The sequence below is a fragment of the Alienimonas sp. DA493 genome (assembly GCF_043951915.1).
In the GTDB taxonomy this organism is placed as follows: Bacteria; Planctomycetota; Planctomycetia; order Planctomycetales; family Planctomycetaceae; genus Alienimonas.
This window is the reverse complement of record NZ_JBINJD010000010.1, coordinates 39,676-62,798: the sequence shown is the minus strand read 5'-3', so window position 1 is coordinate 62,798 and position 23,123 is coordinate 39,676. Positions and strand designations below refer to the sequence as shown.

Below are 23,123 nucleotides of genomic sequence, written 5' to 3'. Positions count from 1 at the left end.
ACGCTTCCGTGCGCGGGCACTCAGCGGTCAGTTCGATTTGAACTGCCGCGGGGGAACCATCTCCGCCTCCCGCTCCGCCCAGAGGGCGAGCAGTCGGTCCAGATCCGCCGGGCGGGCCGCGGCAAGGTCGCGGCTCTCCGACCGGTCGGCGGCGAGATCGTACAACTCCCAGTCGGCGTTCTGCCGGGGCCGCACGATCTTGAGGTCGCCGCTCCGCAGGGCCTTCTTCGGCCCCATCCGCCAAGCGAGCGTCCGTTCCGGCAGCCCTACGCCGTTCAGAATCGGCCGCAAGTCGACGCCGTCCCACTCCCGCGGCACGTCGCCGCCGGCGGCGGCGAGGGCGGTCGCGGTGAAGTCGAGCGTCCACACCGGCTCCTCGAAATCGGTCCCCGCGGGGAACACGCCGGGCCAGCTCGCCAGCATCGGCACGCGGAGGCCGCCTTCGTACAGGCTGCCCTTGCCGTCCCGCAGGGGGCGGTTGGTGCTGGTCAGTTCGGCCGTCGGGCCGCCGTTGTCGGAGAGGAACAGGACGAGGGTGTTCTCCGCCAGCCCCCGCTGGGCCAGCGAGGCCCGCAGGGCCCCGACGCTCTCGTCTAGGGCCTTCAACATTCCCCCGAACACCCGCCGCTGGGGGTCCTCAATGTTGGAGAGTGCTTCGTAATCCTCCGGCAGCGCCTGCATCGGCGAGTGCACCGCGGAATAGCTCACGCACAGAAAGAACGGCCGGCCGGCGGCGGCGTCCAGAGAGCGGTCGGCCTCCCGGGTGAGGGCGTGGGTGAAGTAGCCCTCCGGCGTGACGGGCGTGCCGTCGGCGAGGATCGGGTTGTTGGCGTCGTAGGGCGGCTCGGCGATCGGGGCGCCGGTGTGCAGGAACAGGCGGCCGTCGGGGCTGTTCCACACCCCGTCGGTCCGTCCGTCCGGCAGCGTTTTGCGGCGGAGGAAGGAGACGACCGGCGGGCCGCTGAACGGGTCGGCGTAGGTGTGGCCCTCGTGCAGGAAGCCCCAGAACCGCTCGAAGCCCTTCCGCAACGGGTGGGCCGTCGGATGCCCGCCGAGGTGCCACTTGCCGATCAACGCCGTCGCGTAGCCCTCGGCTTGCAGATGATCGGCCAGCGTCTTCCGGCCGGCCGGCAACCCGGCGAGCGGGTGTTCGTTGTGCGCCCCCACCGGATTCAGTTCATGCCCGAACCGGGTCTGGTGCACGCCGGTCAGCAGCCCGGCCCGACTGGGGGAGCAGTAGGAGGCGGTCACGTAACCCTGGGTGAACCGCACGCCGTCGGCGGCGAGGGCGTCCAGGTGCGGCGTCGGGACGACGCCGGCCCCGCCGTCGGCGACCGACCGCGTGCCCGGCCCGTGCTGGAAGCCGCACTCGCCCCAACCGAGGTCGTCCGCGATCAGCAGCAACACGTTCGGCCGCGGGGCGTCGGCGGCCGAGGCGGGGCCGACGGCGAGCAGCAGGGCGAACGCGGCGAGCGGCGGACGAATCACGGGGGGTTCTCCGATCGGCGTGGGCGGGCGGGTAGGATGATGGGAACTCCCGTCGTCACCCGCACGCCCCGCCGGTTCCATGCCCCGCTCCGCCCCCCGCCCCGGCCGCGGCCGGTCGGCGTTCCCCGCCGCGGCTCTGCTGATCGTCGCCGGCTCGCTGTCGGGCGGGGCGGCGGTCGGTCAGGACGAACCCCTGCTGCCGGGCCTGCCGGAGGGCCTCGCCGCCCCGGAGGAGTCCGACGACGCCCGCACGCCGCAGCCCCCGCCGCAGGAACGCGTGCGGGAGAACGGCATCGACGCCCGCCGCTTCACCCCGGTTCCGTCTTCCCCCGGGACCAACGCCCCCGGGTCCGCCGCGCCGGGCGCCGCCCCGGAGATGCGGTCCCGCGACGACGGCGCCCGACCGTCGAACGGCTACCAGTACGACGCCCCCTCCGGCCAGGTCGTCCCGCCGGCGCCGGTCGGTCCGGCGCCGCAGCTCCGGCCGGGCCTCGGCGGGCCGGGGTTCGATCCGGACGACAGCCCCGTACTGCTGGGCGTGAACGGGACCGACACCGTCGCCGGCGTGCTGGTCACCCGGGTGATCCCCGGCACCCCCGCCGACCGGGCCGGGCTGGAACGGGGGGACCGCATCCTCACCGTCGCCGGCTATCAGGTGGGGGTGGTCAACACGCCGGGCGGGCCGCGGGTCTACCCGCTGGGGGTCGAACTGGCCCGCCGATTAGACGCCCGCGGCGAGGCGGCGTTGCTGGTCCAGGACCACCGCACCGGGCAGATCACCCCCGTCAGCGTCCGGCCCGTGCCCCGTTACGGCCCCACGAACCCGCCCGGCTACGGCGGCACGCCCGGCGGGCTGTATGGTCGCGGCGGCGGTTCGCTCTACGGTCCCGACACCGGCTTCGGAACCGGCGTCCCCCCGTACGGCTCGGACCGCTTCGACCCGAACCGCTACGATCCAAACCGCTACGACGGCGGCCTGTACGACCAGAACCGCTACGACGCCTTCGAGCAGAACCCCCTGTACCGCGGCGGCGATCCCCGCCGCTGATCGCTCGCCTTTCCCCGCACGTCGCTCCCGCCTGATGCACGCTTATCTCGTTTCCTCCGACGGCGGCCCCGACGCGATTGAACGGGCGGAACGCCCCGACCCCCCGCCCGGCCGCGGCGACGTGCTGGTGTCGATGCGGGCCGCCAGCCTGAACTATCGCGACACCACCGTCGCCGCCGGCGGCTACCCCCGCAACGACACGCGGCCGGTCGTGCCGCTCTCCGACGGCGCCGGCGTCGTCGAGGCGATCGGCGAGGGGGTGACGGGGTTCGCCGTCGGCGATCGCGTGGTGAACACCTTCTTCCGCGACTGGGTCGCCGGGGAACCGGACGAGGCGATCATGCGGTCCGCCCACGGCGGCGGGATCGACGGGGTGCTCGCCGAAAAGGTCGTTTTCCCGGAGCGGGCCCTGCTGCCGATCCCCGGCGACCTCTCCTTCGAGGAAGCCGCCTGCCTGCCCTGTGCCGGGGTGACCGCGTGGCAATCGCTGTTCGTGAAGGGCGGCCTGACCGCCGGCCAAAGCGTGCTCTGCCTCGGCACCGGCGGCGTGAGCGTCTTCGCCCTGCAGCTGGCCAAGGCGGCCGGGGCGACGGTCTATATCACCTCCTCCAGCGACGAAAAGCTGGAGCGGGCGAGGGAACTCGGGGCCGACGGCACGGTCAACTACAAGCAGACGCCGGACTGGCACAAAGCCGTCCGCAAATTGACCGATGGCCGCGGCGTCGATCACGTGGTGGAGGTCGGCGGCCCCGGCACGCTGGCCAAGAGCATGCGGGCCTGCGCCCTGAACGGCCGGATCGGCCTGATCGGCGTGCTGACCGGGACCGACGGCGAGGTGAACCCGCTGCCCTGCGTGTTCGAACGGCTGAGCGTCCACGGCATCTACGTCGGCAGCCGGGAGATGTTCGCCGACCTGAACCGGCACGTCGCCGCGAACGCGATTCGCCCCGTCGTCGACCGCACCTTCCCCTTCGACGACGCGATCGCCGCCTACAAGCACCTGCAAAGCGGCGTCCACTTCGGCAAGGTCGTGATCAAGATCGGGGAGTAGGCCCCCCGGCTCACCCCGCCAGGTGACGCACCAGCGGCCGGGCCAACATCGGGGCCCGGTTGAGCGCCGCCGCGGCGACCGTCGCGGCCAGCGGCGTGCGGGCCGCCACGGCGACGGCCCGGCACCAGCCCTTTCGGCGGCCGATCCAGCGCCGATAGGCGCGTCGCCACCGCGCCTCGGCGGCGGGATCGCCCTGCAGGAAGGCGTCGATTGGGTCGGCGGCGGCCCGGGCGGAGGCGAGCGCCCACCCCATGCCCTCGCCCGTGAACGGCTCCACGTAGCCGGCCGCGTCGCCGACGAGGAACACGCCGTCCGCCGCCACGGCGCCGGCGGTGCGGGTCAGCGGCGGGGTGCCGGTCCAGTCCGCGGCCGCCATCCCCTCTGCCACGGGAAAGCCGGCGGCCTCGAAGATCGCCGCCGACGCCGGCCCCGGCCCGCCGCTCTCCTTCAAAAAGCCCAGATCGTAGGCTCCGGCAAGGTTCAACTCGCCGCCCTCCGTGACCGTCGCTCCCACGTAGCCGCCCGCGGCGACGGCCATATGGATCGTGCCGGGGGCGAAGAAGTCGGCGTCGAACGCCCCCGGTTCCAACTCGCACCCCGCCCCCACCCGGCTTCCGGGTCGGACGTCGGACTTCAGCGACTCAGAGCCGCGATCGTCTGGGAGTGCCCCTGAGCGGTCGCGGCCGGGGACAGACGCCCTCTCACGGTCGCGGCTCAAGACCGCTCCGGCGCCGGAGAGGCCGCACGCCACGACGACCGCCCCGGCCCGCAGCGTGCCGGCGTGCTCCCCCTTCAACGTGAGCGTACGGTCCGCCCCCACCGAGGCCCCCGTGCCGAACAGGGCGACGGCCCCCGCGGCGACGGCGGCGTCGGCGAGGGCGGCGTCGAGCCGACTGCGAGACAGGGCGAAGCCGCCTACGGTCTCCACGAACGCCGCCCGCGGCGCCCGGCCCCTCGCCTCCACGCCCAGGCGAAACCCGGTCTGCGGGATCGCCCCGCGCTGCTCTAGCAAACCGCCCAGCCCCGCCGCGGTCAGTTCCCGGACGGCGTGGCCGCTGAGACAAGCCCCGCAGACTTTGCGGCGGGGGAAGGTCGCCCGTTCGATCAGCACGACCGACCGCCCCCGCAACGCCAGTTCGCGGGCCAGTACGGAGCCCGCCGGGCCGGCGCCGACGATCGCCGCGTCGCAGCGGTCCGGCGGGACGCTCATGCCGCTCCCCCGTCGGCTGCCCGCTGCCAGACGAACAGGAACCGCTGCGGCCAGACGGCTCGAATCTCGTAGCCCGACAGTCCCGCGGCGTCGGCGACGCGGCGGAACTCGTCGACCGTGAAGGCGGCCCGCACGCTCTGCGGGCCGTCGTCATGCACGATCGGGCTGCGGGAGAGCGCCCGACAGGCGATATGGGCCATCGCCAAGCCCAGCCGGGTGCGGCGGAGGTCGGAGACGATCACGGCGTTCGCGGCCGCGGCCATGTTCGCCAGCACGCGGGGGGCGTCGTCGTCTTCGAGGTGATGCAGAAACAGGCTGCTGACCGCGGCGTCGTACCGTCCCCGCCCCGTGCCTTCGGCCCCCGGCAGCGGACCGGCGAGGGCGTCGGCCGTGAAGAACGCCGAGGGCAGCCCGGCGTTACCGGCTGCGTTCCCTGCCGTCTCCACCGCGACCGGCGACAGGTCGCAACCGTCCACCCGCACCGGGCGGCCGGCAACCCTTGAGAGCTTCGCTGCCAGCGCCACCGCCCCGTCGCCGCCCCCGCAGGCGACGTCCAGCACTTGGGGGGTGCGGTCCGCGGGGACGGTTTTGAGAATCGGCTTGAGCGCCGCGGCCAGCGACGCCGTCGTCCCGCTGACGGCGTTAAGCCGCCGCAGCCCGGCGAGAGCGGCCCGGTGGGCGGCGGGGTCGAGGTCCGGGTCGTCCATCACCTCCGGGACGACGACGCGGGCGGCGAGCGGTGCAGTCGGAACGGCGGGGGAGGGGACGGCCGGCACCGAACCATCGTACGATTCCGGGCGAACGACGAAACGCACGGCCACTGACTCTCAAACCCCGCCCGGCCGGAGGGCGGGTTATCCTGCGTCCGCTCGCCCAAGTCCCCGATCCCGGTCGGCGGTCTTGCGGCTTTCGAAGGTCCGCCTGATAACCAACTCGCGTTCTCGAGCGGTCCGTCAGACAGGTACCAATTCGCTAGCTGAAACCATTTGGATTGGAGCGATGATCTCGTTACTCAAACGATTCCTCGGACGATCGGCGAGCGTGATCGATGTCGGACAGCCGACCGAAAAGACCGGTAACCAATGGACTGAGGACGACTTCTCACACTTGAATTCCGAGCTTGCGACGGTTGGGGGAAACGAATTCGCGGACTTCTGCATCGCGGAAGGCGACTGCGACATCGCCGGCGACGTGCTCGACAAGTTCCAAGAAATCCTCAAACGTATTCCCACCGACGACGAAGAGGAGTACGACTTTCTCGGCGTGGTGGTTCGGCAGCGGTTAATCAGTGCAAACCTTCTGCCCGAGGGGGATCCGGAGCGATATCAATACAAAGTCGCCCAGTGGGGATCGAGCCTTGCGAAACACGGCTGAGGTTCCCAAGGCGGCGGAGCAGCGGCAAAGCGCCGCGACGGAACAATTCTTCCGAACAGGAGATAAGCCATGGGTCGATGGGGTAATTCGTTCTTCGAAGACGACCTCGCGATGGACGTCAAGGCTGAGTTCGAACAGGCCGTCGAGAACGGCGAAGATCCTCCGGCCGTCGCCGCCGGCCTCCTTCAGACTGCGACCGCACGGGAGATTCTCGACGAATTTCCCGAAGACGAACGCGACGCGACGTTCTGGGAGGAATGCTCCGGGCTTATCTTCGCGGCAGCAGTCCTTCAGGTCGAACATGACGTTGTTCAACCGGAAACACGAAAGCTTGCCGCCGAAGCCATCGCTCAAGAACGACAGACAGGCGCCGACGACGAGCGTCTTCGGCTCCTGACTGATTTAGAGCGACAATTGGAATAGGTGCAGCTCCGTCCTGCAGCCTCGGACCATATCCGTCGACGGCTGCGCAACGCGTTCGTTCCCTGACCGAGCTTCATCATGAAGACACTCGAAATCAAACCGAGAATCGGGGTCGGCCCGATCCGTTTCGGCATGACTCGCGACGCACTTCGTAAGCATCTCGGTGAGCCGGACGCCGACGATGCCGCACGGGAGTGGTACCTCGAGGATATGGCGATCGATTTCGACCCGTCAGGCAGCGTCGTCTTTGTCGAGCTCGCCCGATCGGAGAATTACAAGGCAATGTTAAACGGCAAATGCCTGCACGAACTCGACGCCGATCAGGCGGTCGCGCACCTTCAGGCGATCGCTCCCTACGATGAGAACGATCCTGAGCTCGGATACGCCTATCGATTTCCTGAATTGCAGATGAGTCTTTGGCGCCCCGCGATCCCTGACGGCGAACAAGCCCCGGACGACCCGACCGGCCGGTGTTTCGAATCCGTCGGGGTCGGCGGCGAGGGTTACTTCAATCCTGAATAGAATCGGGTCGCGATCACGTTTCGCACCGCGAATCCTTGCGAGGTCGGCGGACCAATGTCATTGGACGCCCCGGCCTCGAGCCCCGGCTTTGACGTGAGCGGCCGGTTCACCCGGTCACCGGCCGGGACAGCGCCGCGAGGATCGCCCCGCTGGCGACGGCGGCGTTCAAACTCGTCACCGGGCCGACGTTGCCCGGGCCCGGGGGGAGCTGGCAGACCTCGTCGCACAGGTCGAGGGTGCGCTTCCGCAGACCCTTCTCCTCGCCGCCGATCACCACCAGCCACGGGCGGGCGCGGTCGACGTCAAAAGCGGAGCCGGAGGGGACGTCGGCGCCGTCGCCGAGGATGCCGGCGTGCTCGCTGGTGCCGAGCGCCCACAGGCCGGCCTCCTTCGCCTTGGTCAGGGCGGAGGCGAGGTTCGCCGGGGCGGCGTGCGGCACGGCTTCCACCCCGCCGCAGGCCACGTCGTAGGCGGCGGCGGTCAGCGGGGCGGACTGGTCGCGGGTGAAGATCAGCCCCCGCACGCCGAAGAACGCCGCGTTGCGAAAGATCGCCCCCAAATTGTGGACGTCCTGGATGCGGTCCAGCGCCAGCCACAGGCCGGCGGCGTTCGGATCGACCTTCGAGAAGAGCTCACCGAGGCTCACCGGCGGCTTGGGCGCGACGAGGGCCTCGCCGCCGCCGCCGCGGGCGTCCCGGTCGGCGGGGCCTCCGCGGCGGCCCCGCCGGCCGCCGCCCTTCCCACCGGACGAGGGGCGGGCCGGGGCGTCGACCAGCGGCACGCCGGCCTCGTGGGCGGCGTCGAGCACGGCGGCCCAGGCGGGCGTCGGGCGGCCGGCGGGCGGGGAAACGGAGGTGACCGACCCGGGCCGCAGCCGCAGGGCCGCCAGCACGCTGTGGGGGTTACGCAGGGAAAGGCTCATCCCGCCGAACATAGCCGAAACGACCGGCGACGCTCGACGGCAACGGCCTCAGAGCACGTGCGTGGCCAGCAACCGGGCGACCTCGTTCTCGCCGCCGGCGGGAAACTTCCAGACGAACGGGTCGGTCGCCCCCCGCACCCAGACCTTCACGTCGCTGTCCAAGTCCGCCCGGCCGGCGGTCTCGACGCTGAACATCGTGATCTGCTTGTAGGGCAGCGTGAGGTACTCCCGCTTCTTGCCGGTCACCCCCTGCTTGTCCACCAGCACGATGCGGCGGTCGGTGAACACGATCAGGTCGCGGACCAGTTTGAAGGCCTTCTCGATATTCTCCGACGGACCGAGCAGCGATTGGAACTCGGCCTCGATCGCTTCGACGTCGGCCTCGCCGGCGTGACCGAGCAGCGTGCTGAACAGACCCATGGGATCTCGGAGGCGGGGGTTCGGAAGGGGGAGGCGAGCGGTCAGCGTAACGTCCGCGGCCGCCCGGCGGTTCACCGGTCCCGGTCCGGCCTCCCCGGCGGGGGGTGCGTTCTCGGGGCTGATCTTGCGTCGGAGGGCGACCGCGGCCTATGCCCCGGCCGCGCTCCCTCCCGTTGACAACCCGACCGGGTTCTTCTCATGCGTTTCTCGGCCCCCGTCGCGGCGTGCGCGGCCGCCGTTCTGCTGCTGACGGCCACCGGCTGCGCGACCACCCGCAGTTCGGACACCGCCCGCACCGGGATGGAGCAGTTGCTCGTCTCCGACGCGATCGACCGCAGCATCTCCAAGATCGACCTGCGGCCGCTCGCCGGGAAAAGCGTGTTCGTCGATCCGCAGTACCTGGACTGCGTGGACAAGGGCTACCTGGTCAGCAGCATTCGGCACCGGGTGATGACCTCCGGCGCCCGGCTGGCCGCCAAGCCGGAGGAGGCGGACGTGATCGCCGAGATCCGCAGCGGCGGCGTCGGCACCGACCGTCAGCAGAGCTACGTCGGCACGCCGAATATCTCCCTGCCGGGCATCGCCCCGGTCGAGATCCCCGAAGTCAAGGTCTGGAACCGCGACCGGCAGATCGCCACCGCCAAGATCGGCCTGGCGCTCTACGACGCCAAAACCCGTGAGCCGCTGGGCCCCGGCGGCATGAGCCTCGCCCGCAGCGACGATTCGAACTCCTACCTGCTGGGCATCGGCCCGTGGCAGAACGGCTCGGTGAAGCAGTCGATCGCCGTCGGCGAACGCACCGGCCGTCCGATCAATCCGCTGCCGTACTCCGTCGCCGTCAGCGCCCCGCCCGCCGGCGCCTCCTCGGTGCGGCTGGCCGAGGCGAAGGAGGACGAGGAGAAGCCGGTCGCCGCCGAGGCGACCGTCGACGCCGCCGACGATCCCGCCGACGATCCGTTCGAATTCGAACCGTGAGCCCCGGCCGGGTCGGTCCCCCGCGGACCGGTTCCCCCCGGACCGGTTCTCTCCGCCCGAGGCGGACGCCCCTTGACGCTGCGGGAACGCGAAGCGGACAGTCGGCGATCGTGACCTCCCCCGCCCCGCCGCGATGAGCGCCGCCCGCCCGCTGCCGCCCTCCGCGCGGGAGAACGGGGCCTCGGCCGACGCCCCGCCGGTCGACACCCCAACGGACGACGGCCCCGCCCGGCGCCCGGGCCGATTGTCGCCGGCGGAGTGGCGGCGGCGGGCCCTGCACTTCAGCCCCGGCCTGTTGCCGCCGCTGCTGTGGTACGTCCCGCACCGGGTGCCGCTCTCGCCGATCCTGCGGGGGATCCTGCTGACCGTCTTCGTCGCCCTGACGGCGACGGCCTGGTTCCGCTGGCGGGAGGTGCGACGGACCGAGGGCGAGGAGGACGCCTTCAACGGCCGCTTCGCCAGCGTGTTCGGCTACGCCGCCGGGGTGGTGCTGCCGCTGTTCTGCTTCCCCGACCGGCCGGAGTGTGCGTTCGCCGTGCTGGGCGTGCTGGCGTTCGGGGACGGCTCCGCGACGCTGTTCGGCAAACTGGCGGCCGGCTCTCGGTGGGGCGCCCGGTTGCCGTGGAACCGGGAGAAATCGTGGGTCGGACTGCTCGCCTTCGTCCTCTGCGGCACGGCCGGGGCGGCGATTCTGTACCGGGGGGAACTGATGAATCCCGAGGCGGTCACCCCGCTGCCGGATTGGGGAACGGCCGCCCTGATCGGGCTGGGCGGCGCCCTGCCGGCGGGGCTGTGGGAGAGCGCCCGCAGCCGGATTAACGACAACGTCCGCGTCGCCCTCGCCGCGGCGCTCGGCGTGCTGGGCGCCCACGCGGTGCGGGTCGGCGGGTTTTGACCGACCGCCCCGCGGGGGGCCGCAGGGTCGCCGTGCGGCGCCGTCGGCCTTAGGTTCCCGCCGTGACCGCCGCCCTCGCCCCGCCGCCCGCCAACCCCGCCGCCGCGTCCCCCGCCGCCGGGGAGGCCGCCCTGCGCCTGCAAAACCTGCGGAAAACCTTCGGCGACCTCGTCGCCGTGGCGGACGTCAGCCTCGAAGTCGCCCCCGGGGAGGTGTTCGGGCTGCTCGGCCCGAACGGCGCCGGCAAGTCGACCACCATGATGATCGCCTGCGGCGTGCTGCCCGCCGACGGGGGGACGGTGGAACTCAGCGGGGAGGCCCTCACCCCGAGCCGCCGCGACCTGCGGGCCCGGCTCGGCGTCGTCCCGCAGGATCTGGCGATCTACCCGGAGCTGACCGCCCGGCAGAACCTGCGGTTCTTCGGACGCCTGTACGGGCTGGGGGGGACGGAACTGGACGACCGCGTCGCCGACGCCCTCCGCCGCACCGGCCTGACGAACCGGGCCGACGACCGGGCGGAGCACTACAGCGGGGGGATGAAGCGGCGGCTGAACTTCGGCTGCGCCCTGCTCCACCGGCCCAGCGTGCTGATCCTCGACGAACCGACGGTGGGCGTGGACCCGCAGAGCCGGGCCCACCTGCTGGCCAGCGTGAAGGACGTCGCCGCCGAGGGCACGGCGGTCGTCTACGCCAGTCACTATATGGAAGAGGTGGAGGAGGTCTGCGACCGGGTCGCCGTGATCGACGCCGGCCGGGTGCTGGCGGCGGGCACGATTCCGGACCTGCTCGCCCCGCTGGAGAGCGTGCTGCGGCTGTCCGTCACGCCGCCGCCGAACGATCCGGAGGGCGCCGCGCTGCTGCCGCCGGCGTTCGCCGGGCTGTTCGACGTCGTCGCCCAGCCCAGCGGCGCCGTGACCTTCGCCCTGCCCCGCAGCCGCCTGAACGGCGACACGACCCTTTCCGGCGTGCTCGCCCCGGTCCTGGAGCACGTCAAATCCGCCGGCGGCCGCCTGGACTCGGTGCAGACCGACGAGCCGGACCTCGAACGCCTGTTCCTCAAACTGACCGGCAACACCCTACGAGACTAGCCGGGGAGGAGGACGGAGGGATGGAGGCGCGACGCGGCTCGCCCGCGACGCGTCCCGGCCTCCGTCCCCCTCTCGCTTCCCCCCTCACCCACCGTTCATGTCCGCCCTCGTCATCACCGCCAAGGATCTGTTGTTGCTGGTCCGCGACCGGCGGACGGCGGCGATGCTGCTGATCCTGCCGCTGTCGTTCATTGCGATCATCGGGCTGACGACCGGCCGGCTGCCCGGCCTGGGCGGCGAGGCGCCGGCGATCCGCGTCGTGGTGGCGGACGCCATCGACTACGACGCCATCGGGGCCGAGGGCTTCGAGGACCCGCCGGATGCAGAGCTCTCGCCGGACCTGCTGCCCTCCCCGGCCTTCCCGCCCGACGAAGCCGCCGCGGAGCGAACCAAAGCTCGCAACACCGTCGTCGAAGTGCTCGCCGGGCTGAACGCCCGGGAGGTCGGCGGCATCCGGGCGGACACGCCGGAGCACTGGGCGACGATCCTCGACGACCAAATGGCGGCGCCCCTGCCCGAGGACCCGGCCGAGGCCGCCCGGGCGCTGGTCGACCGCGGGCTGGTGGACGAGGCGGTGATCTTCGGCCCGACCTTCTACCGCCGGGGCTACACCGTCGAGCCGGACACGCTGTTCGGCTCCAACGAGGGCCCGCTGGCGCACGGCAACCTCGCCCCGCTGGACGTGACGCTTTACAGCGGCGACGACGCGGAGCCCTCCGGCGGCATCCGGCTGGCGGTCGCCGGGCTGGTGATCCCGCGGCTGGGCCGGCTGCTGATCTGCCGCAACCCCCGGGCCGCGACCGTGCTGTCCGGGGCCTGCGATCGCATCGCCGCGGAGACGGCCGCCGGGCCGCGGGAGATCCCGCTCTCCGAGCCCCCCGCCGGCGGCGGGGTGATCTCCAACGTGTACGACGAGATCGTCCCCGGCTACACGGTGATGTTCGTGTTCTTCCTGGTGAACCTGATGGCCCGCAGCTTCCTGTACGAGCAGGACCTGGGCACCCTCCGCCGGCTCCGCACGACCCCGGTGCGGCCGACGTCGATCCTGATCGGCAAGACGCTGCCGTTCTACGTGATCTCCGTGTTGCAGACGGCGATCCTGTTCCTCACCGGCAAGGCCCTGTTCGGGATGGAGTGGGGGCCGCGGCCCTGGTTGCTGTTGCCGATCGCGCTCGCCTGCAGCGCCGCGGCGACCGGGCTGGGGCTGCTCGTGGCGACGATGGTGAACAGCGAGGCGCAGGTCTCGGCGTACGCCACCAGCACGGTGATCCTGCTGGCGGGGATCAGCGGGTGCTTTATGCCGCGGGACTGGCTGCCCGAGAGCGTGCAAACCCTGAGCCTCGCCACGCCGCACGCCTGGGCGCTGATCGGCTACGACCAGGTGCTCGCCACGCCCCGCCCGGACTCCGGCGTGGTGTGGGAATGCGCCGCCGCCCTGTGCGGGTTCGCCCTCGTCTTCCTGACGCTGGGAGCGTGGCGGTTCGCCAAGCGGGCCGTTTAGTCCCCGGCGACCCGCCGCCACGTGGCGGCGGTGGGGGTTTGCAGGCCGCGGCGGCCCCACCGCACGTTCAGCAGGGGGGCTCGCTTCGGCGTGCGGCCGGTGAGGACGACGGCGTGGCGTCCCCACTCGAGCCACACCGGCACGCTCCGCCAGGCGTCGCCGGCCGCGGACGCCTCCGTCGGGCCCGTCATCGCCGGGGCCGGTTCGCCGCCGACGGCGACCGACACGTCGCAGTTCGTCCGCAGGGCCAACCGGTAGAGCCCCGGCTCCCGCACCGTGACGACCGCGGAGAGGGTGAACGCCGTCCCCGCCGGCGGCTTCGCCTTCTCCAGCCACCCGTCCGGCAGTCCGCCGCTCATGACGACCGGCGCCCCGCCCGCCCACCGCAACTTCGGTCCGTCGAGCAGCGTCTCGTTCTCCGCCACGCTCCGCCCCCGCTGCAGCGGGGGGACGATCGTGACCGTCAGCGGCGCCGACCGCACCGGGGGACCGGGCTCGCCGTCCTCCCCGTCCGGCGTGATCTCCGCCCGCAGCGTGACCGGGCCGAGGCCGAGGGGCCGGGTGTCGACGCGGTAGAAGTGCGTTCGGCGACCGTCCACGTCGTTCAGGGTACGGTCGTCCCCGTCCGGCGTGCCGACTCGCTCCCCGACGACCTCTCGACCGTGCCGCACGACGTACTGATCCGCGTCCCCTCGAACCTCGACGGCGACGGTCAGCGGCTCGCCCCAGATCGCTTCGGTCACGTCGGCGGACAGCCGCGGGCCCCCGGGGCGGTCGCCGTTCCGCACGACCGCCCCCCGCACCGCCCGGCCGCGGCTTTGGGCGGCGTCGGCGGCGACGGCCACGGCGGCGAACTCATGGGCGCCGTCGGGCCGCTTCGTCGTGTCCCAATTGAAGGGCCGGCCCGGCGGCAGCACGGCGATCCGCTGACCGTCGACGTACAGCTCCCACCCGGCGAGCTTCACCGGCTTCCCCTCCGCGTCCGCGGCGCCCAGGGTGATTGGGACGACGCCGCTCAGCGGGGTCTCCGCGTCGCTCTGCGGCATCCCCAGCGTGACGACCGGCCGGCGGGCGTAGGGGTTGCTGAGTGGGTCGCCGACCGCGAGGTACTGGTACGGGCCAGCGACGCTGCGGATCAGCGCCTCCGCCAGCGTCACGCCGCGAAGGCGGTGCAGATGCAGGAAGGGCGAGGGGAACTTGAAGGGCACCGCGTACGGTTCGTGCACCGTACCGCCGCTGGCCGCGGCGCCGAACCGCAGCCAGTCGACCGCCGTCACCTGGCCGTGTCCGCGCTCCGACAGCACGCCGCCGAAGCTGGTGAGGTTGTCCGCGAAGGCCCCGGGGGCGAAGCCGACGAGCGGGCTCCTCCAGTCCTGCGGTTTGACGCCGGCCAGACCGGCGGTCAGGCCGACGAGCGACGGCTCCCGCCGGGGCAGGCTCGTCGTGATGATCTTCGCCCGCACGTTAAGGCCCCGATCGGCGGCCTCCGCCTCGATGCCGGCGACCGCGGCGGCGAACAGCGGTTGGCGGGTCGTACTGCGAACGTCCTTGGTGTCGCAGAAGACCACCGCCCCCGCCGGCCGCGTGCCGTCGGCCGCGGCGGCGGCCCGCAGTCGTGCGACGATCTCCTCCACCGTCTCCCCCCGTCCGGTCGTCACGCCGAGCGCCGTGCTGAGCAGATACCGCCGCCCCGGCCCCACGGTCGGCTGGCGGTCGGCGTCAAAGCCGATCGCCCGGCGGAAGCCGGCCGTCGCCGGGGCGACGGGTTCGTCCTCCTCCCCCCGCTCCGGCTCGGCGAAGGCGGCGTTGGCGTTCGGGGCGAGGTACTCCGCGGCCCGCTTCTGCAAAACCGGCTCGTAAAGGGTCGTCAGCCCGGTCAGGGAGCCGTAGGGCGTGAAGATCTTGTGCGGCCGCGGGCCGTCGCCCCAGACTTCCGCCGAGAGGTCCGCGGCGAGGCGGATCTTCGTGGGGATCGCCGTGCTGTAGGCCACGGCGTCGAGTTGCGGGGCGAGGCCGCGGTCGTTCGCGGCCGTCAACGTCGGCCGCAGAATGCGGTCTCGGAACCGGGCGACGTCCGTCTCCTCCCAGTCCGGCAGGTCGCGTAGCACGACGACCGCCGCGTCGGCCAGGCCCCGGGCGGCGACGTAATGGTTCGCCGCCGTGCGGGACGCGACGCTGTCGCCGTTGACGACCAGCACGACGTTCTCCGGCCCCAAATCGGCCCGGGCGATCGCCGCCGTCCACATGGTCGCCGCGACCAGCAGCACGCGGACGCGGAACGGTCGTTCGGTGCGAATCCTCATGCGGTCAACCTACCGAGATCGCCCCCGGGCGGTCCCGGCCCGATGTATCAAGGCGCGACTATCGGTAGAATGCGCCTCCCGCCCGGCCCGTCCCCCGGACCGACCTCATGCCCGCCCCGCGACACATCTTGCCTTCCCTCCCGCACCTCGCCGCGGCGGCGGTCTGCCTGTCGCTGACCGCGGGCGTCGCCCCCGCGGCCGATTCGGCGCCCGATCCGGCGGCGGTTCAGCACTTCGAAACGCACATCCGCCCGCTGCTGGCCAAGCGGTGCTTCGAGTGCCACGGGGCCGACAAACAGCAGGGCGGCGTGCGGCTGGACCGCCGGGCGACGGCGTTCTCGACGGAAGAACTGAGCACCGGCGCCCCGGCGATCACGGCCGGCGACCCGGCCGGCAGCCGGCTGATCGAGGTGCTGGCCCACGGCGACTACGACACCGGCATGCCCCCCTCCGGCAAGCTGCCCGAAGAGGAAATCGCCCTGCTGACCGACTGGGTCCAGCGCGGCGCCGTCTGGCCGGAGGACGCCGCCCCCGCCGAGGGCGAAGCCGCGGACCTCACGCGGCACTGGTCCTTCCAGCCGGTCGTGCGGCCCGCGGTTCCCGACGCCCCCGGCAGCACGCCGATCGACCGGTTCCTCAACGCGAAGATGGCCGTCTCCGGAGCGGTCGCCGCCCCGGAGGCCGACCGCCGCACGTTGGTTCGCCGGGCCTACCTCGACCTGCTCGGCCTGCCGCCGACCTGGGAGGAACTGCAAACCGCCCTCGCCGACGAGTCCCCGGACTGGTGGCCGCGGCTGATCGACCGCCTGCTGGCCGACCCGCGGCTGGGCCCGCGGTGGGCCCGGCACTGGCTGGACGTGGCCCGCTACGCGGACACCCGCGGATACGTGTTCACCGAATCGATCGAGTACGCCTTTGCCTGGACCTACCGGGACTACGTCAGCGAGAGCTTCAACGAGGATAAGCCGTTCGATCAGTTCGTGACGGAGCAACTCGCCGCGGACCTGCTCGGCCTGCCGGAGAACGCCCCGGAACTGGCGGCGCTGGGATTCCTCACCCTCGGCGACCGCTTCCGCAACGACGGCATCCTGATCGCCGACGACCAGGTGGACGTGACCTCCCGCGGCCTGCTGGGGCTGACGGTGGCCTGCGCCCGCTGTCACGATCACAAGTTCGACCCGATCCCGACGGAGGACTACTACGCCCTGTTCGGCGTGTTCCGCAGCAGCGTGGACCGGGAGGAGCTGCCGCGGATCGGCGAGCCGGCCGACACCCCGGCGGTGCGGGCGTTCCTCACGAAGCGGGGCGAACTGGAGGCCGCCGCCGACGCGGAGCAGGCGAAACAGACGGAGGCGATCGTCGCCGACCTGCGGGCGAAGTTCGGGCAGTACCTCGCCGCCGGGGCCGGCGTGATGCCGGACGACGACCCGCGTCGCAAGGCGCTGCGGGACGCCGCCGTCCGTCACTTCCGCGACACCCTGAAGCGACTCAAAGAAGACGACGCCGCGTTGGGCGAGTGGGTTCGCCTGCAGAACCAAGGCGCAGACGCCGACCCGGAGGCGGTCGCCGCCCTGATCGAACGGTTCGACGCCCCGCAGGCCGACGCGGCCCTCGCGGCGGCGGATCAGTACGCCGTCGTGCCGGAGGGGCAGTTTGAGCGGTTCGCCAATCAGGCGGAGCGGAACGCCCACCGCAACGCGGTAAAGAATCTGGAAACCTTCATCGCCGACAGCCCCCACGCCCCGCCGCGGGCGGAGGCGCTGAGGGACGCCGACCGCCGCGTGCGGAACACCGTCTTTATCCGCGGCGACCGCGGCCGGCGGGGAGACGAGGTCGTGCCGCACGCCCTGCCCTCGATTCTCACCGACGGGGAGCTAGTCGAACTGACGGAGGACCCGAACTCCGCCCGCGGGGTCAGCGGGCGGCGGGAGCTGGCGGCGGCGATCGTCGACCCGGAGAATCCGCTGACGGCCCGCGTGATCGTGAACCGCGTGTGGGCCTGGCACTTCGGCACCGGTATTGTCGCCACGCCCAGCGACTTCGGTTTGCAGGGGGATCCGCCCTCGCACCCGGAACTGCTGGACTGGCTCGCCTCGGAGTTCGTCGCCCACGGTTGGAGCCTGAAATGGCTGCACCGCCAGATCGCCCTGACCGACGCCTACCGCCGCACCGCCGGCCCCGCCGCGGGCTCCGAGATCGACCCCGGCAACCGCCTGCTGACGCACTTCCCCCGCCGCCGGCTCACGCTGGAGGCGTGGCGGGACAGCGTGTTGGCCGCCGCCGGCGTGCTGGATCAGGACGCCACCGGCCGCCCGGTGGAGGCGTTCGGGCCGGAACCGGTCGCCGTCCGCACGATCCGGGCCCGGGTGAACCGGAACGACCTGCCCGGCGTGCTGCGGAACTTCGATTTCCCCGCCCCGGACAGCAGCGCCGCGGACCGCACGGAGACCGCCGTGCCGCAGCAGGCCCTGTTCGCCCTGAACGGCCCGCACCTGTCGGCGTGGGCGGCCTCGTTGGCGCAGCAGACCGGGTCGGACGTCGGCGCCCTGTACCGCCGCGTGCTGCTCCGCGAGCCGACCGCCGCGGAGCGGGAGCGGGCCGAAGCCTATCTCGCCGCCGGCGGGGAGCGCGCCCCGGCGCTGCTGGCGCAGGCTTTGCTGATGAGTAACGAGTTCGCCTTCCTCGAATGACCCCTCCCATGTTCTTCCCCGACGCGCCGCTCTCCCGTCGCCAGATGCTCGCCCGGGCCGGGACCGGTCTGGGTCTGGTCGGCCTCGCGGCGACGCTGGCTCAGGACGCCTCCGCGTTCGCCCGGGAGAGCGGCGGGGCGGGCGCCGTGGGCGGCCTCGGCGGTCTGCCGCACCACCCGCCGAAGGCGAAGGCGGTCATCCACCTGTTCATGAACGGCGGGCTGTCGCACGTCGATTCGTTCGACCCGAAGCCGGAGTTGACGAAGTACGACGGCAAAAGTCTGCCGATCGAACTGCGAACGGAACGGAAGACCGGCGCCGCGTTCGCCAGCCAATACAAGTTCAAGCAGTACGGCGAGAGCGGACTGCCGGTCAGCGAGATGTTCCCGCACGTTGGGGAGCACGCCGACGACCTGTGTTTGCTACGCGGCATGCACGCGGACGTGCCCAACCACGAGCCGTCCCTGATGCTGATGAACACCGGCGACGGGCGGCTGGCCCGGCCGGCGTTCGGCAGTTGGCTGACCTACGGTCTCGGCAGCGAGAACTACAACCTGCCGGGCTACATCGTGCTCTGCCCGGACGGCTACCCGACCGCCGGGGCCGCCAACTGGCGGAGCGGGTTTCTGCCCGGCGTGCACGCCGGCACCCACATGAACCCCCGCCACACGGAGGTGGAAAAGCTGGTCGAACACGTCCGCCCCCGGTTGGGCCCGCGGGAACAGGAAGCCCAGCTCGAACTGCTGCGAGCGATGAACGCGGAGCACGCCGCCCGGGCCGCCGCGACCGCCGGGGCCGACGCCAAGCTCGAAGCCCGTATTCAGAGCTTCGAGACCGCCTACCGGATGCAGGGGTCCGCCTCCGAGGCGTTCGACCTGTCGAAGGAGCCGCAGGAGGTCCGCGATCTGTACGGGCTGGACGACAAGACGACCGCCCTGCACGGCCGGATGTGCCTGCTGGCCCGCCGACTGGTGGAGCGCGGCGTCCGCTGCGTGCAGCTGTATCACGGCCAGGGCCAGCCGTGGGACCACCACGACGACATCGTGCCCCGCCACATGGAGCTGGCCCGCCAGTGCGACAAGCCGCACGCCGCCCTGTTGACGGACCTGAAGCGGCTCGGCTTGCTGGACGAAACGCTGGTGATGTGCGGCGGGGAGTTCGGCCGCACCCCGGTCGTGGAGCTGCCCAAGCCGGGCTCGAACGCCGGCAAGGTGAACGGCCGCGACCACAACCACCACGGCTTCACCGTCTGGATGGCCGGCGGCGGCGTGAAGGGCGGGCACGTCCACGGGGCGACGGACGAGTTCGGCTTCGCCGCCGTCGAGGGCCGCACCCACGTCCACGACCTGCACGCCACGATGCTGCACCTGATGGGCGTGGACCACGAGCGCCTCACCTACCGCCACGCCGGCCGCGACTTCCGCCTGACGGACGTCCACGGCCGCGTCGTGGAGGAGATTCTCGCCTGAGGCGGCCCCGTCCGGCCCGGGACGGACGTTGCCGGTTCGCCACGCCGGCCTCCCTGCCGCGCGGCCCGCAGGATCCCGCCCCGCGACGTTCGGCCGCGGCGAGTCCCGCAGGTCTCACAGTTTCTTCTCCAATGTGGGGCGGAACGAGCGATATCCTGCCTCCCGCCGCCATGCCGATCCTCGCCCGCCGTCCTCCGCTTCGCGAAACCGCCCCGCCGCTCCTCGCGGCGCCGCCCGCCGCTCCGCCCGTCGCGGGGCCCGCGCCCGTGAGTCCGCCGTCGGGACGATCCCGCTCGAGAGCGTCTCAATCCCTCCGTTGGGGGTTGAAGTCGGTCGCGGGCGTGCTTGCCGCGACGGTCGTGGGAGGGATCGCCCTTCGCGTGACGGTCCGCGACGGGTTCGCCCCCCTGGCGCCGACGTTTTACGCCCTCAGCGCGCCGGTATTGACGCTCCTCGGGCTCGCCGCCGCCCTCGCGGCAGCCGGGGCACTGGGCCTGCGTCTGACGGTGAAAGGCGTCCTGATGCTAAGCGCCTTGGGACTGCTCGCGGCGGCGAATACTGCCATCTTTCTTTACGAGGACGTCACATTCGACGACCGGCCCCGGGTCGTCGTCTGGAACGTCGCCCGCGGCGCTGCCGGGTGGGCGAAGGTCGCCGACGCCTTGGAGGCGCATCACCCGACGCTCGCCGTACTGGTCGAAAGCGGCGAGGACGGGAGGGCGGACGCGTTCTGGCGGGAGCGGTTCGGCGGTCAGTTCTTCGTCGAACGCCCGGGAGCCGGGATCACAGTCCTCTCCCGCGGGCCGACCAGCGGCGTGGAACTCGTCCAGTTACCAGTACCAAACTGCGGCGACGGGTTTGCGGTGCGAACGAAAACCCAACTGGGGGGCCAACGGGTCGCCGTACTGGCGGTGGACCTGCCTTCGAACCCGAAAGTCGACCGCGGCCCCGCAATGCGGCACGTCCTCCAACTCGCTCGGGAACTGGCCGCCGAGCGACCGACGCTGATCGCGGGGGACTTCAACACCCCGCCGGACAGCGTGCACTTCGACGCATTGCGGCAGGCCGGGTTCGTCCACGCCTTCGAGCGGCACGGCCGGGGTTACGCCGCCACCTGGCCGGTTCCGGCGCCGGTCCTGCACCTCGATCACCTCTGGCTGAGCCCCGGGTTCGACGTGGGCGAGGTCTCCCACGGCTGGACGTCCCGGAGCGACCACCGCCTCGTGCTGGCGCCGACCCGCGTGGCGCCGGCAGAGTACGCCGCGTTTCAATCCGCCCTCCGCCCCTCCCGAACCGCCCCCGCAGCCGAATGAACCGACCGCGTGCGGAGAAGGTTTCGCTGCCGGACCTGCCGGGCGTGCCCTGCCCCTGCGGGACGGCCCGGCGGGCGTTCGCCGACGCCGCCGACTTCCCCGCGACGGTGCACCTGACGACGATCTCCGCCGACGCGGAAACGCATCACCACCAGCGGCAGACTGAGGTGTACGTGATCCTCGAATGCGGTCCCGACGCGGCGTTGGAGCTGGACGGGGAACGCATCCCGGTGAAGCCGCTGGACGCGATCCGCATCCCGCCCGGCGTGCGGCACCGGGCGGTCGGAGCGATGCGCGTGCTGATCGTGTGCAGTCCGAAGTTCGACCCGGCAGACGAGTACGTCGAACCGCAGGCGGTCCCGTCCGCGGAGTGACTACTCCTCTTCCCGGTGCGGGTGGCGGCGGTGCTCCGCTTCGATTTCGTCCCGCATCTCGCGGATCAGGCGGGAGGCGGCCTCGGCGTCGTGCTCGCGGACCCAGAGCTTCGGCTCGGTGCGGGAGCCCAGTGGGATGCCGCCGCCGCCCACGCCGGAACCTTCCTGCACCACTTTGCAGGGAATCCCGGCTTCGTTGAGGGTCGCGGCGAGACCGGCGGCCTCGGCGTCGTTGGCGCAGCTGGCCACCTCGACGACGTCTTCGTCGTCGGACGGGTTCCAGGCGGGAGCGGGGGAGTTCGGCGTGTTCATCGCCTCATCGTAACCGACCGATCGGTCGCGCCGCCCGCGGCGCCCCCCGGAGACCATGGCGGCGGGATGCTGGGGAGATGTCCCAAGCGGACGTTGACCGACGGGGGCGGCATGCACTAATCCTTCATAGTAGAAATTTTTCCCGGTCCGATTGCGCTTGGACGCGCCCTATGCAGCCCCACGCGACCAACGCCGGATGCCCGTTCGCCGCGGCGGCCGCCGCCGCGACGACCGGCCGCCCCGCCGACCCGACCGCCGCCCCGTCAGTCCCGATGCCCCCGCCGGCCTCCGGGCCGATCACGTTGGGCGATCTGCGGGAGTTCCCCGCCGATCCCGCCGCGTGCATGATGCGGCTGCACAAACTGCACGGCCCGCTGGCCCAGTTGCGGGCCGAGGACGGGATGTCGCTGACGTTCGTGTTCAGCCCGGAGCTGAACCGCACGGTTCTCAGCGACGGCAAACGCTTTCACAGCAAGTTCTTCGCCATCCGCGGCAACCGCCGCAGCGCCCAGCGCCGCGTGACCAGCGGCCTGCTGACGATGAACGGCGCCGACCACAAACGGCACCGCCGCATGGTCATGGAACCGTTCTCCAAGCGGATCATGCCGGCGTACCACGAGGCCATCGCCGAGCTGACCGCCGAGTTGCTGAACGACTGGCAGGTCGGCGGGTCGATCGATCTCCATGAGGAGATGAACGGCTACATGCGGAAGCTGACCAGCGCCATCCTGTTCGGCCTGGACGACCCGGAGCTGGCCTACCGCACCGGCGAGAAGATCGACCGCTGGGTGCACCTGAACCACAACACCGGGATGGGGGCGCTGGTCTCCGATTCGGAGTACCTCGACAGCTACGACGAACTGCTCGACTTGGCCGAGGACCTCGAGGGCGAGGTGCAGGCGATGATCGACGCCCGCCGCGGCAAGCCGCCCGGCCGCGACGTGCTGAGCATCCTCATCGACGCCGCCGAGAAGGATCCGGAGGGCGGCGGCATCACGGATACGGAGCTGATCGGCCACGTCACGCTGCTGTTCGGGGCGGCCCACCTGACGACCGCCCACAGCATGACCTGGACGCTGTTCCTGCTCGCCCAGCACCCGGAGATCGCGCAGGCTCTCGCCGCGGAGGTCGCCGCCGGGGTCGCCGGCGACGCGGCTACCCCCGGCGAGGCGGACGCCCTACCCCTACTGGACCGGGTCATCAAGGAATCGATGCGCTGCCTGCCGGCCAGCGGCTACAGCCAGCGGCTGACGGCGGAGACGGTCGAACTCGGCCCGCTGAAGCTCTCGCCCGGCTCCGCGGTGATCTTCAGCCAGTACATCACTCACCACCTGCCGGAGATCTACCCGGACCCGATGCGGTTCACGCCGGAGCGGTGGGAAGACCTCAAGCCGCCCTCCTACGGCTACATCCCCTTCGGCAGCGGCCCGCGGCTCTGCCTGGGGGCTATGCTGGCGACGACCGTGTTGAAGACGGTGATCCCCAGCGTGCTCAAGCGCTACCGGCTCTCCTGCGTGCCCGGCAGCACGGTCGACGCCAAGATCGTCTCCACGATGCTCGGCCCCACCACACCGGTGCCGATGGAGGTCCACCCCGCCGACGGCCGCTGGCAGCACCGCCCGGTGCACGGCAACGTCAACTCGCTGGTCGACCTCGACCACACGCATGTGCAAGCGTTGCGGAAGGCGGCGTAGGGGCGGCGAGCCGAGCCCTGACCGTGAGGGAGGGGCCTCTCTGGCGGGGCC

The 23,123-nt window shown here is 71.9% G+C and carries 21 protein-coding genes; 14 read left to right on the top strand and 7 right to left on the bottom strand.

From position 1 onward, the window contains the following. Positions 1-27: 27 nt before the first annotated feature. Complete coding sequence (locus ACG2DA_RS02870; protein ID WP_395253956.1) at positions 28-1,488, bottom strand: sulfatase-like hydrolase/transferase; 1,461 nt, start codon at positions 1,486-1,488, stop codon at positions 28-30. 79 nt (positions 1,489-1,567) lie between these two features. Between ACG2DA_RS02870 and ACG2DA_RS02865 the strand changes: the two genes are divergently transcribed. Next, a complete protein-coding gene (locus tag ACG2DA_RS02865; RefSeq protein ID WP_395253955.1) occupies positions 1,568-2,536 on the top strand; it encodes a PDZ domain-containing protein in 969 nt (322 codons plus the stop codon). Positions 2,537-2,570: 34 nt separating this feature from the next. Further along, a complete protein-coding gene (locus ACG2DA_RS02860) occupies positions 2,571-3,587 on the top strand; it encodes an NAD(P)-dependent alcohol dehydrogenase (RefSeq protein WP_395253954.1) in 1,017 nt (338 codons plus the stop codon). A 10-nt stretch (positions 3,588-3,597) separates the two neighbouring features. On the opposite strand, the gene ACG2DA_RS02855 is transcribed toward ACG2DA_RS02860, so the two are convergent. Both ACG2DA_RS02855 and ACG2DA_RS02850 read right to left on the bottom strand, forming a co-directional pair. Further along, positions 3,598-4,797, bottom strand: a complete 1,200-nt coding sequence (locus ACG2DA_RS02855; RefSeq protein WP_395253953.1) for an NAD(P)/FAD-dependent oxidoreductase — start codon at positions 4,795-4,797, stop codon at positions 3,598-3,600. After that, entirely contained in the window at positions 4,794-5,573 is a 780-nt protein-coding gene (locus ACG2DA_RS02850) for a methyltransferase domain-containing protein (protein WP_395253952.1), read from the bottom strand. Before ACG2DA_RS02850 ends, ACG2DA_RS02855 begins: the two co-directional genes overlap by 4 nt. 223 nt (positions 5,574-5,796) lie before the next feature. On the opposite strand from ACG2DA_RS02850, the gene ACG2DA_RS02845 reads away from it, so the two are divergent. The 3 genes from ACG2DA_RS02845 to ACG2DA_RS02835 all read left to right on the top strand — a co-directional run bounded on the left by ACG2DA_RS02845 (position 5,797) and on the right by ACG2DA_RS02835 (position 7,116). Then, on the top strand, positions 5,797-6,171 hold the full coding sequence (locus ACG2DA_RS02845; protein ID WP_395253951.1) for a hypothetical protein: 375 nt from the start codon (positions 5,797-5,799) through the stop codon (positions 6,169-6,171). Between the two features lie 111 nt (positions 6,172-6,282). Beyond that, entirely contained in the window at positions 6,283-6,594 is a 312-nt protein-coding gene (locus ACG2DA_RS02840; RefSeq protein ID WP_395253950.1) for a hypothetical protein, read from the top strand. A gap of 78 nt (positions 6,595-6,672) precedes the next feature. Then, positions 6,673-7,116 carry a hypothetical protein gene (locus ACG2DA_RS02835; protein ID WP_395253949.1) on the top strand — a complete coding sequence of 148 codons (444 nt, stop codon included), beginning with the start codon at positions 6,673-6,675 and terminating at the stop codon, positions 7,114-7,116. 106 nt (positions 7,117-7,222) lie between these two features. On the opposite strand, the gene ACG2DA_RS02830 is transcribed toward ACG2DA_RS02835, so the two are convergent. Further along, the gene (locus ACG2DA_RS02830) at positions 7,223-8,038 is read right to left on the bottom strand and encodes a 23S rRNA (guanosine(2251)-2'-O)-methyltransferase RlmB (protein WP_395253948.1); all 816 of its coding nucleotides are present in this window, start codon (positions 8,036-8,038) and stop codon (positions 7,223-7,225) included. Positions 8,039-8,086: 48 nt separating this feature from the next. Beyond that, positions 8,087-8,458: a PH domain-containing protein gene (locus ACG2DA_RS02825; RefSeq protein WP_395253947.1), complete on the bottom strand. Its 372-nt coding sequence runs from the start codon at positions 8,456-8,458 to the stop codon at positions 8,087-8,089. A 198-nt stretch (positions 8,459-8,656) separates the two neighbouring features. Between ACG2DA_RS02825 and ACG2DA_RS02820 the strand changes: the two genes are divergently transcribed. The 4 genes from ACG2DA_RS02820 to ACG2DA_RS02805 all read left to right on the top strand — a co-directional run bounded on the left by ACG2DA_RS02820 (position 8,657) and on the right by ACG2DA_RS02805 (position 12,917). After that, complete coding sequence (locus ACG2DA_RS02820; RefSeq protein ID WP_395253946.1) at positions 8,657-9,433, top strand: DUF6655 family protein; 777 nt, start codon at positions 8,657-8,659, stop codon at positions 9,431-9,433. Positions 9,434-9,566: 133 nt separating this feature from the next. After that, complete coding sequence (locus ACG2DA_RS02815; RefSeq protein WP_395253945.1) at positions 9,567-10,328, top strand: hypothetical protein; 762 nt, start codon at positions 9,567-9,569, stop codon at positions 10,326-10,328. Between the two features lie 62 nt (positions 10,329-10,390). After that, positions 10,391-11,416, top strand: a complete 1,026-nt coding sequence (locus tag ACG2DA_RS02810) for an ABC transporter ATP-binding protein (RefSeq protein ID WP_395253944.1) — start codon at positions 10,391-10,393, stop codon at positions 11,414-11,416. Between the two features lie 97 nt (positions 11,417-11,513). Continuing rightward, a complete protein-coding gene (locus tag ACG2DA_RS02805; RefSeq protein ID WP_395253943.1) occupies positions 11,514-12,917 on the top strand; it encodes an ABC transporter permease in 1,404 nt (467 codons plus the stop codon). Here the strand turns inward: ACG2DA_RS02805 and ACG2DA_RS02800 are convergent. Further along, positions 12,914-15,220: a hypothetical protein gene (locus tag ACG2DA_RS02800; RefSeq protein ID WP_395253942.1), complete on the bottom strand. Its 2,307-nt coding sequence runs from the start codon at positions 15,218-15,220 to the stop codon at positions 12,914-12,916. The two genes, ACG2DA_RS02805 and ACG2DA_RS02800, sit on opposite strands and share 4 nt — an antisense overlap. Positions 15,221-15,327: 107 nt before the next feature. Between ACG2DA_RS02800 and ACG2DA_RS02795 the strand changes: the two genes are divergently transcribed. From ACG2DA_RS02795 to ACG2DA_RS02780, 4 genes are all read left to right on the top strand, one after another. Then, complete coding sequence (locus ACG2DA_RS02795; protein ID WP_395253941.1) at positions 15,328-17,910, top strand: PSD1 and planctomycete cytochrome C domain-containing protein; 2,583 nt, start codon at positions 15,328-15,330, stop codon at positions 17,908-17,910. A gap of 8 nt (positions 17,911-17,918) precedes the next feature. Then, positions 17,919-19,379 carry a DUF1501 domain-containing protein gene (locus ACG2DA_RS02790; protein WP_395253940.1) on the top strand — a complete coding sequence of 487 codons (1,461 nt, stop codon included), beginning with the start codon at positions 17,919-17,921 and terminating at the stop codon, positions 19,377-19,379. Between the two features lie 323 nt (positions 19,380-19,702). Then, complete coding sequence (locus ACG2DA_RS02785) at positions 19,703-20,692, top strand: endonuclease/exonuclease/phosphatase family protein (protein WP_395253939.1); 990 nt, start codon at positions 19,703-19,705, stop codon at positions 20,690-20,692. Next, positions 20,689-21,066, top strand: a complete 378-nt coding sequence (locus ACG2DA_RS02780; protein ID WP_395253938.1) for a cupin domain-containing protein — start codon at positions 20,689-20,691, stop codon at positions 21,064-21,066. Before ACG2DA_RS02785 ends, ACG2DA_RS02780 begins: the two co-directional genes overlap by 4 nt. Here the strand turns inward: ACG2DA_RS02780 and ACG2DA_RS02775 are convergent, their stop codons facing one another. Continuing rightward, complete coding sequence (locus ACG2DA_RS02775) at positions 21,067-21,378, bottom strand: putative signal transducing protein (RefSeq protein ID WP_395253937.1); 312 nt, start codon at positions 21,376-21,378, stop codon at positions 21,067-21,069. It lies immediately after the preceding gene. Positions 21,379-21,548: 170 nt separating this feature from the next. Between ACG2DA_RS02775 and ACG2DA_RS02770 the strand changes: the two genes are divergently transcribed. Further along, positions 21,549-23,072 (top strand): cytochrome P450, encoded by a 1,524-nt coding sequence (locus tag ACG2DA_RS02770; RefSeq protein ID WP_395253936.1) that lies wholly within the window; start codon positions 21,549-21,551, stop codon positions 23,070-23,072. The last annotated feature ends 51 nt before the right edge of the window (positions 23,073-23,123 follow it).

Excerpts from the sequence above, each read along its gene's own strand:
- ACG2DA_RS02835 (WP_395253949.1), top strand. The coding sequence starts at position 6,673 with ATGAAGACACTCGAAATCAAACCGAGAATCGGGGTCGGCCCGATCCGT.
- ACG2DA_RS02830 (WP_395253948.1), bottom strand. The coding sequence starts at position 8,038 with ATGAGCCTTTCCCTGCGTAACCCCCACAGCGTGCTGGCGGCCCTGCGG.
- ACG2DA_RS02770 (WP_395253936.1), top strand. The coding sequence starts at position 21,549 with ATGCAGCCCCACGCGACCAACGCCGGATGCCCGTTCGCCGCGGCGGCC.
- ACG2DA_RS02865 (WP_395253955.1), top strand. The coding sequence starts at position 1,568 with ATGCCCCGCTCCGCCCCCCGCCCCGGCCGCGGCCGGTCGGCGTTCCCC.
- ACG2DA_RS02805 (WP_395253943.1), top strand. The coding sequence starts at position 11,514 with ATGTCCGCCCTCGTCATCACCGCCAAGGATCTGTTGTTGCTGGTCCGC.
- ACG2DA_RS02845 (WP_395253951.1), top strand. The coding sequence starts at position 5,797 with ATGATCTCGTTACTCAAACGATTCCTCGGACGATCGGCGAGCGTGATC.
- ACG2DA_RS02840 (WP_395253950.1), top strand. The coding sequence starts at position 6,283 with ATGGACGTCAAGGCTGAGTTCGAACAGGCCGTCGAGAACGGCGAAGAT.
- ACG2DA_RS02815 (WP_395253945.1), top strand. The coding sequence starts at position 9,567 with ATGAGCGCCGCCCGCCCGCTGCCGCCCTCCGCGCGGGAGAACGGGGCC.
- ACG2DA_RS02800 (WP_395253942.1), bottom strand. The coding sequence starts at position 15,220 with ATGAGGATTCGCACCGAACGACCGTTCCGCGTCCGCGTGCTGCTGGTC.
- ACG2DA_RS02790 (WP_395253940.1), top strand. The coding sequence starts at position 17,919 with ATGTTCTTCCCCGACGCGCCGCTCTCCCGTCGCCAGATGCTCGCCCGG.
- ACG2DA_RS02860 (WP_395253954.1), top strand. The coding sequence starts at position 2,571 with ATGCACGCTTATCTCGTTTCCTCCGACGGCGGCCCCGACGCGATTGAA.
- ACG2DA_RS02795 (WP_395253941.1), top strand. The coding sequence starts at position 15,328 with ATGCCCGCCCCGCGACACATCTTGCCTTCCCTCCCGCACCTCGCCGCG.
- ACG2DA_RS02775 (WP_395253937.1), bottom strand. The coding sequence starts at position 21,378 with ATGAACACGCCGAACTCCCCCGCTCCCGCCTGGAACCCGTCCGACGAC.
- ACG2DA_RS02780 (WP_395253938.1), top strand. The coding sequence starts at position 20,689 with ATGAACCGACCGCGTGCGGAGAAGGTTTCGCTGCCGGACCTGCCGGGC.
- ACG2DA_RS02820 (WP_395253946.1), top strand. The coding sequence starts at position 8,657 with ATGCGTTTCTCGGCCCCCGTCGCGGCGTGCGCGGCCGCCGTTCTGCTG.
- ACG2DA_RS02825 (WP_395253947.1), bottom strand. The coding sequence starts at position 8,458 with ATGGGTCTGTTCAGCACGCTGCTCGGTCACGCCGGCGAGGCCGACGTC.
- ACG2DA_RS02855 (WP_395253953.1), bottom strand. The coding sequence starts at position 4,797 with ATGAGCGTCCCGCCGGACCGCTGCGACGCGGCGATCGTCGGCGCCGGC.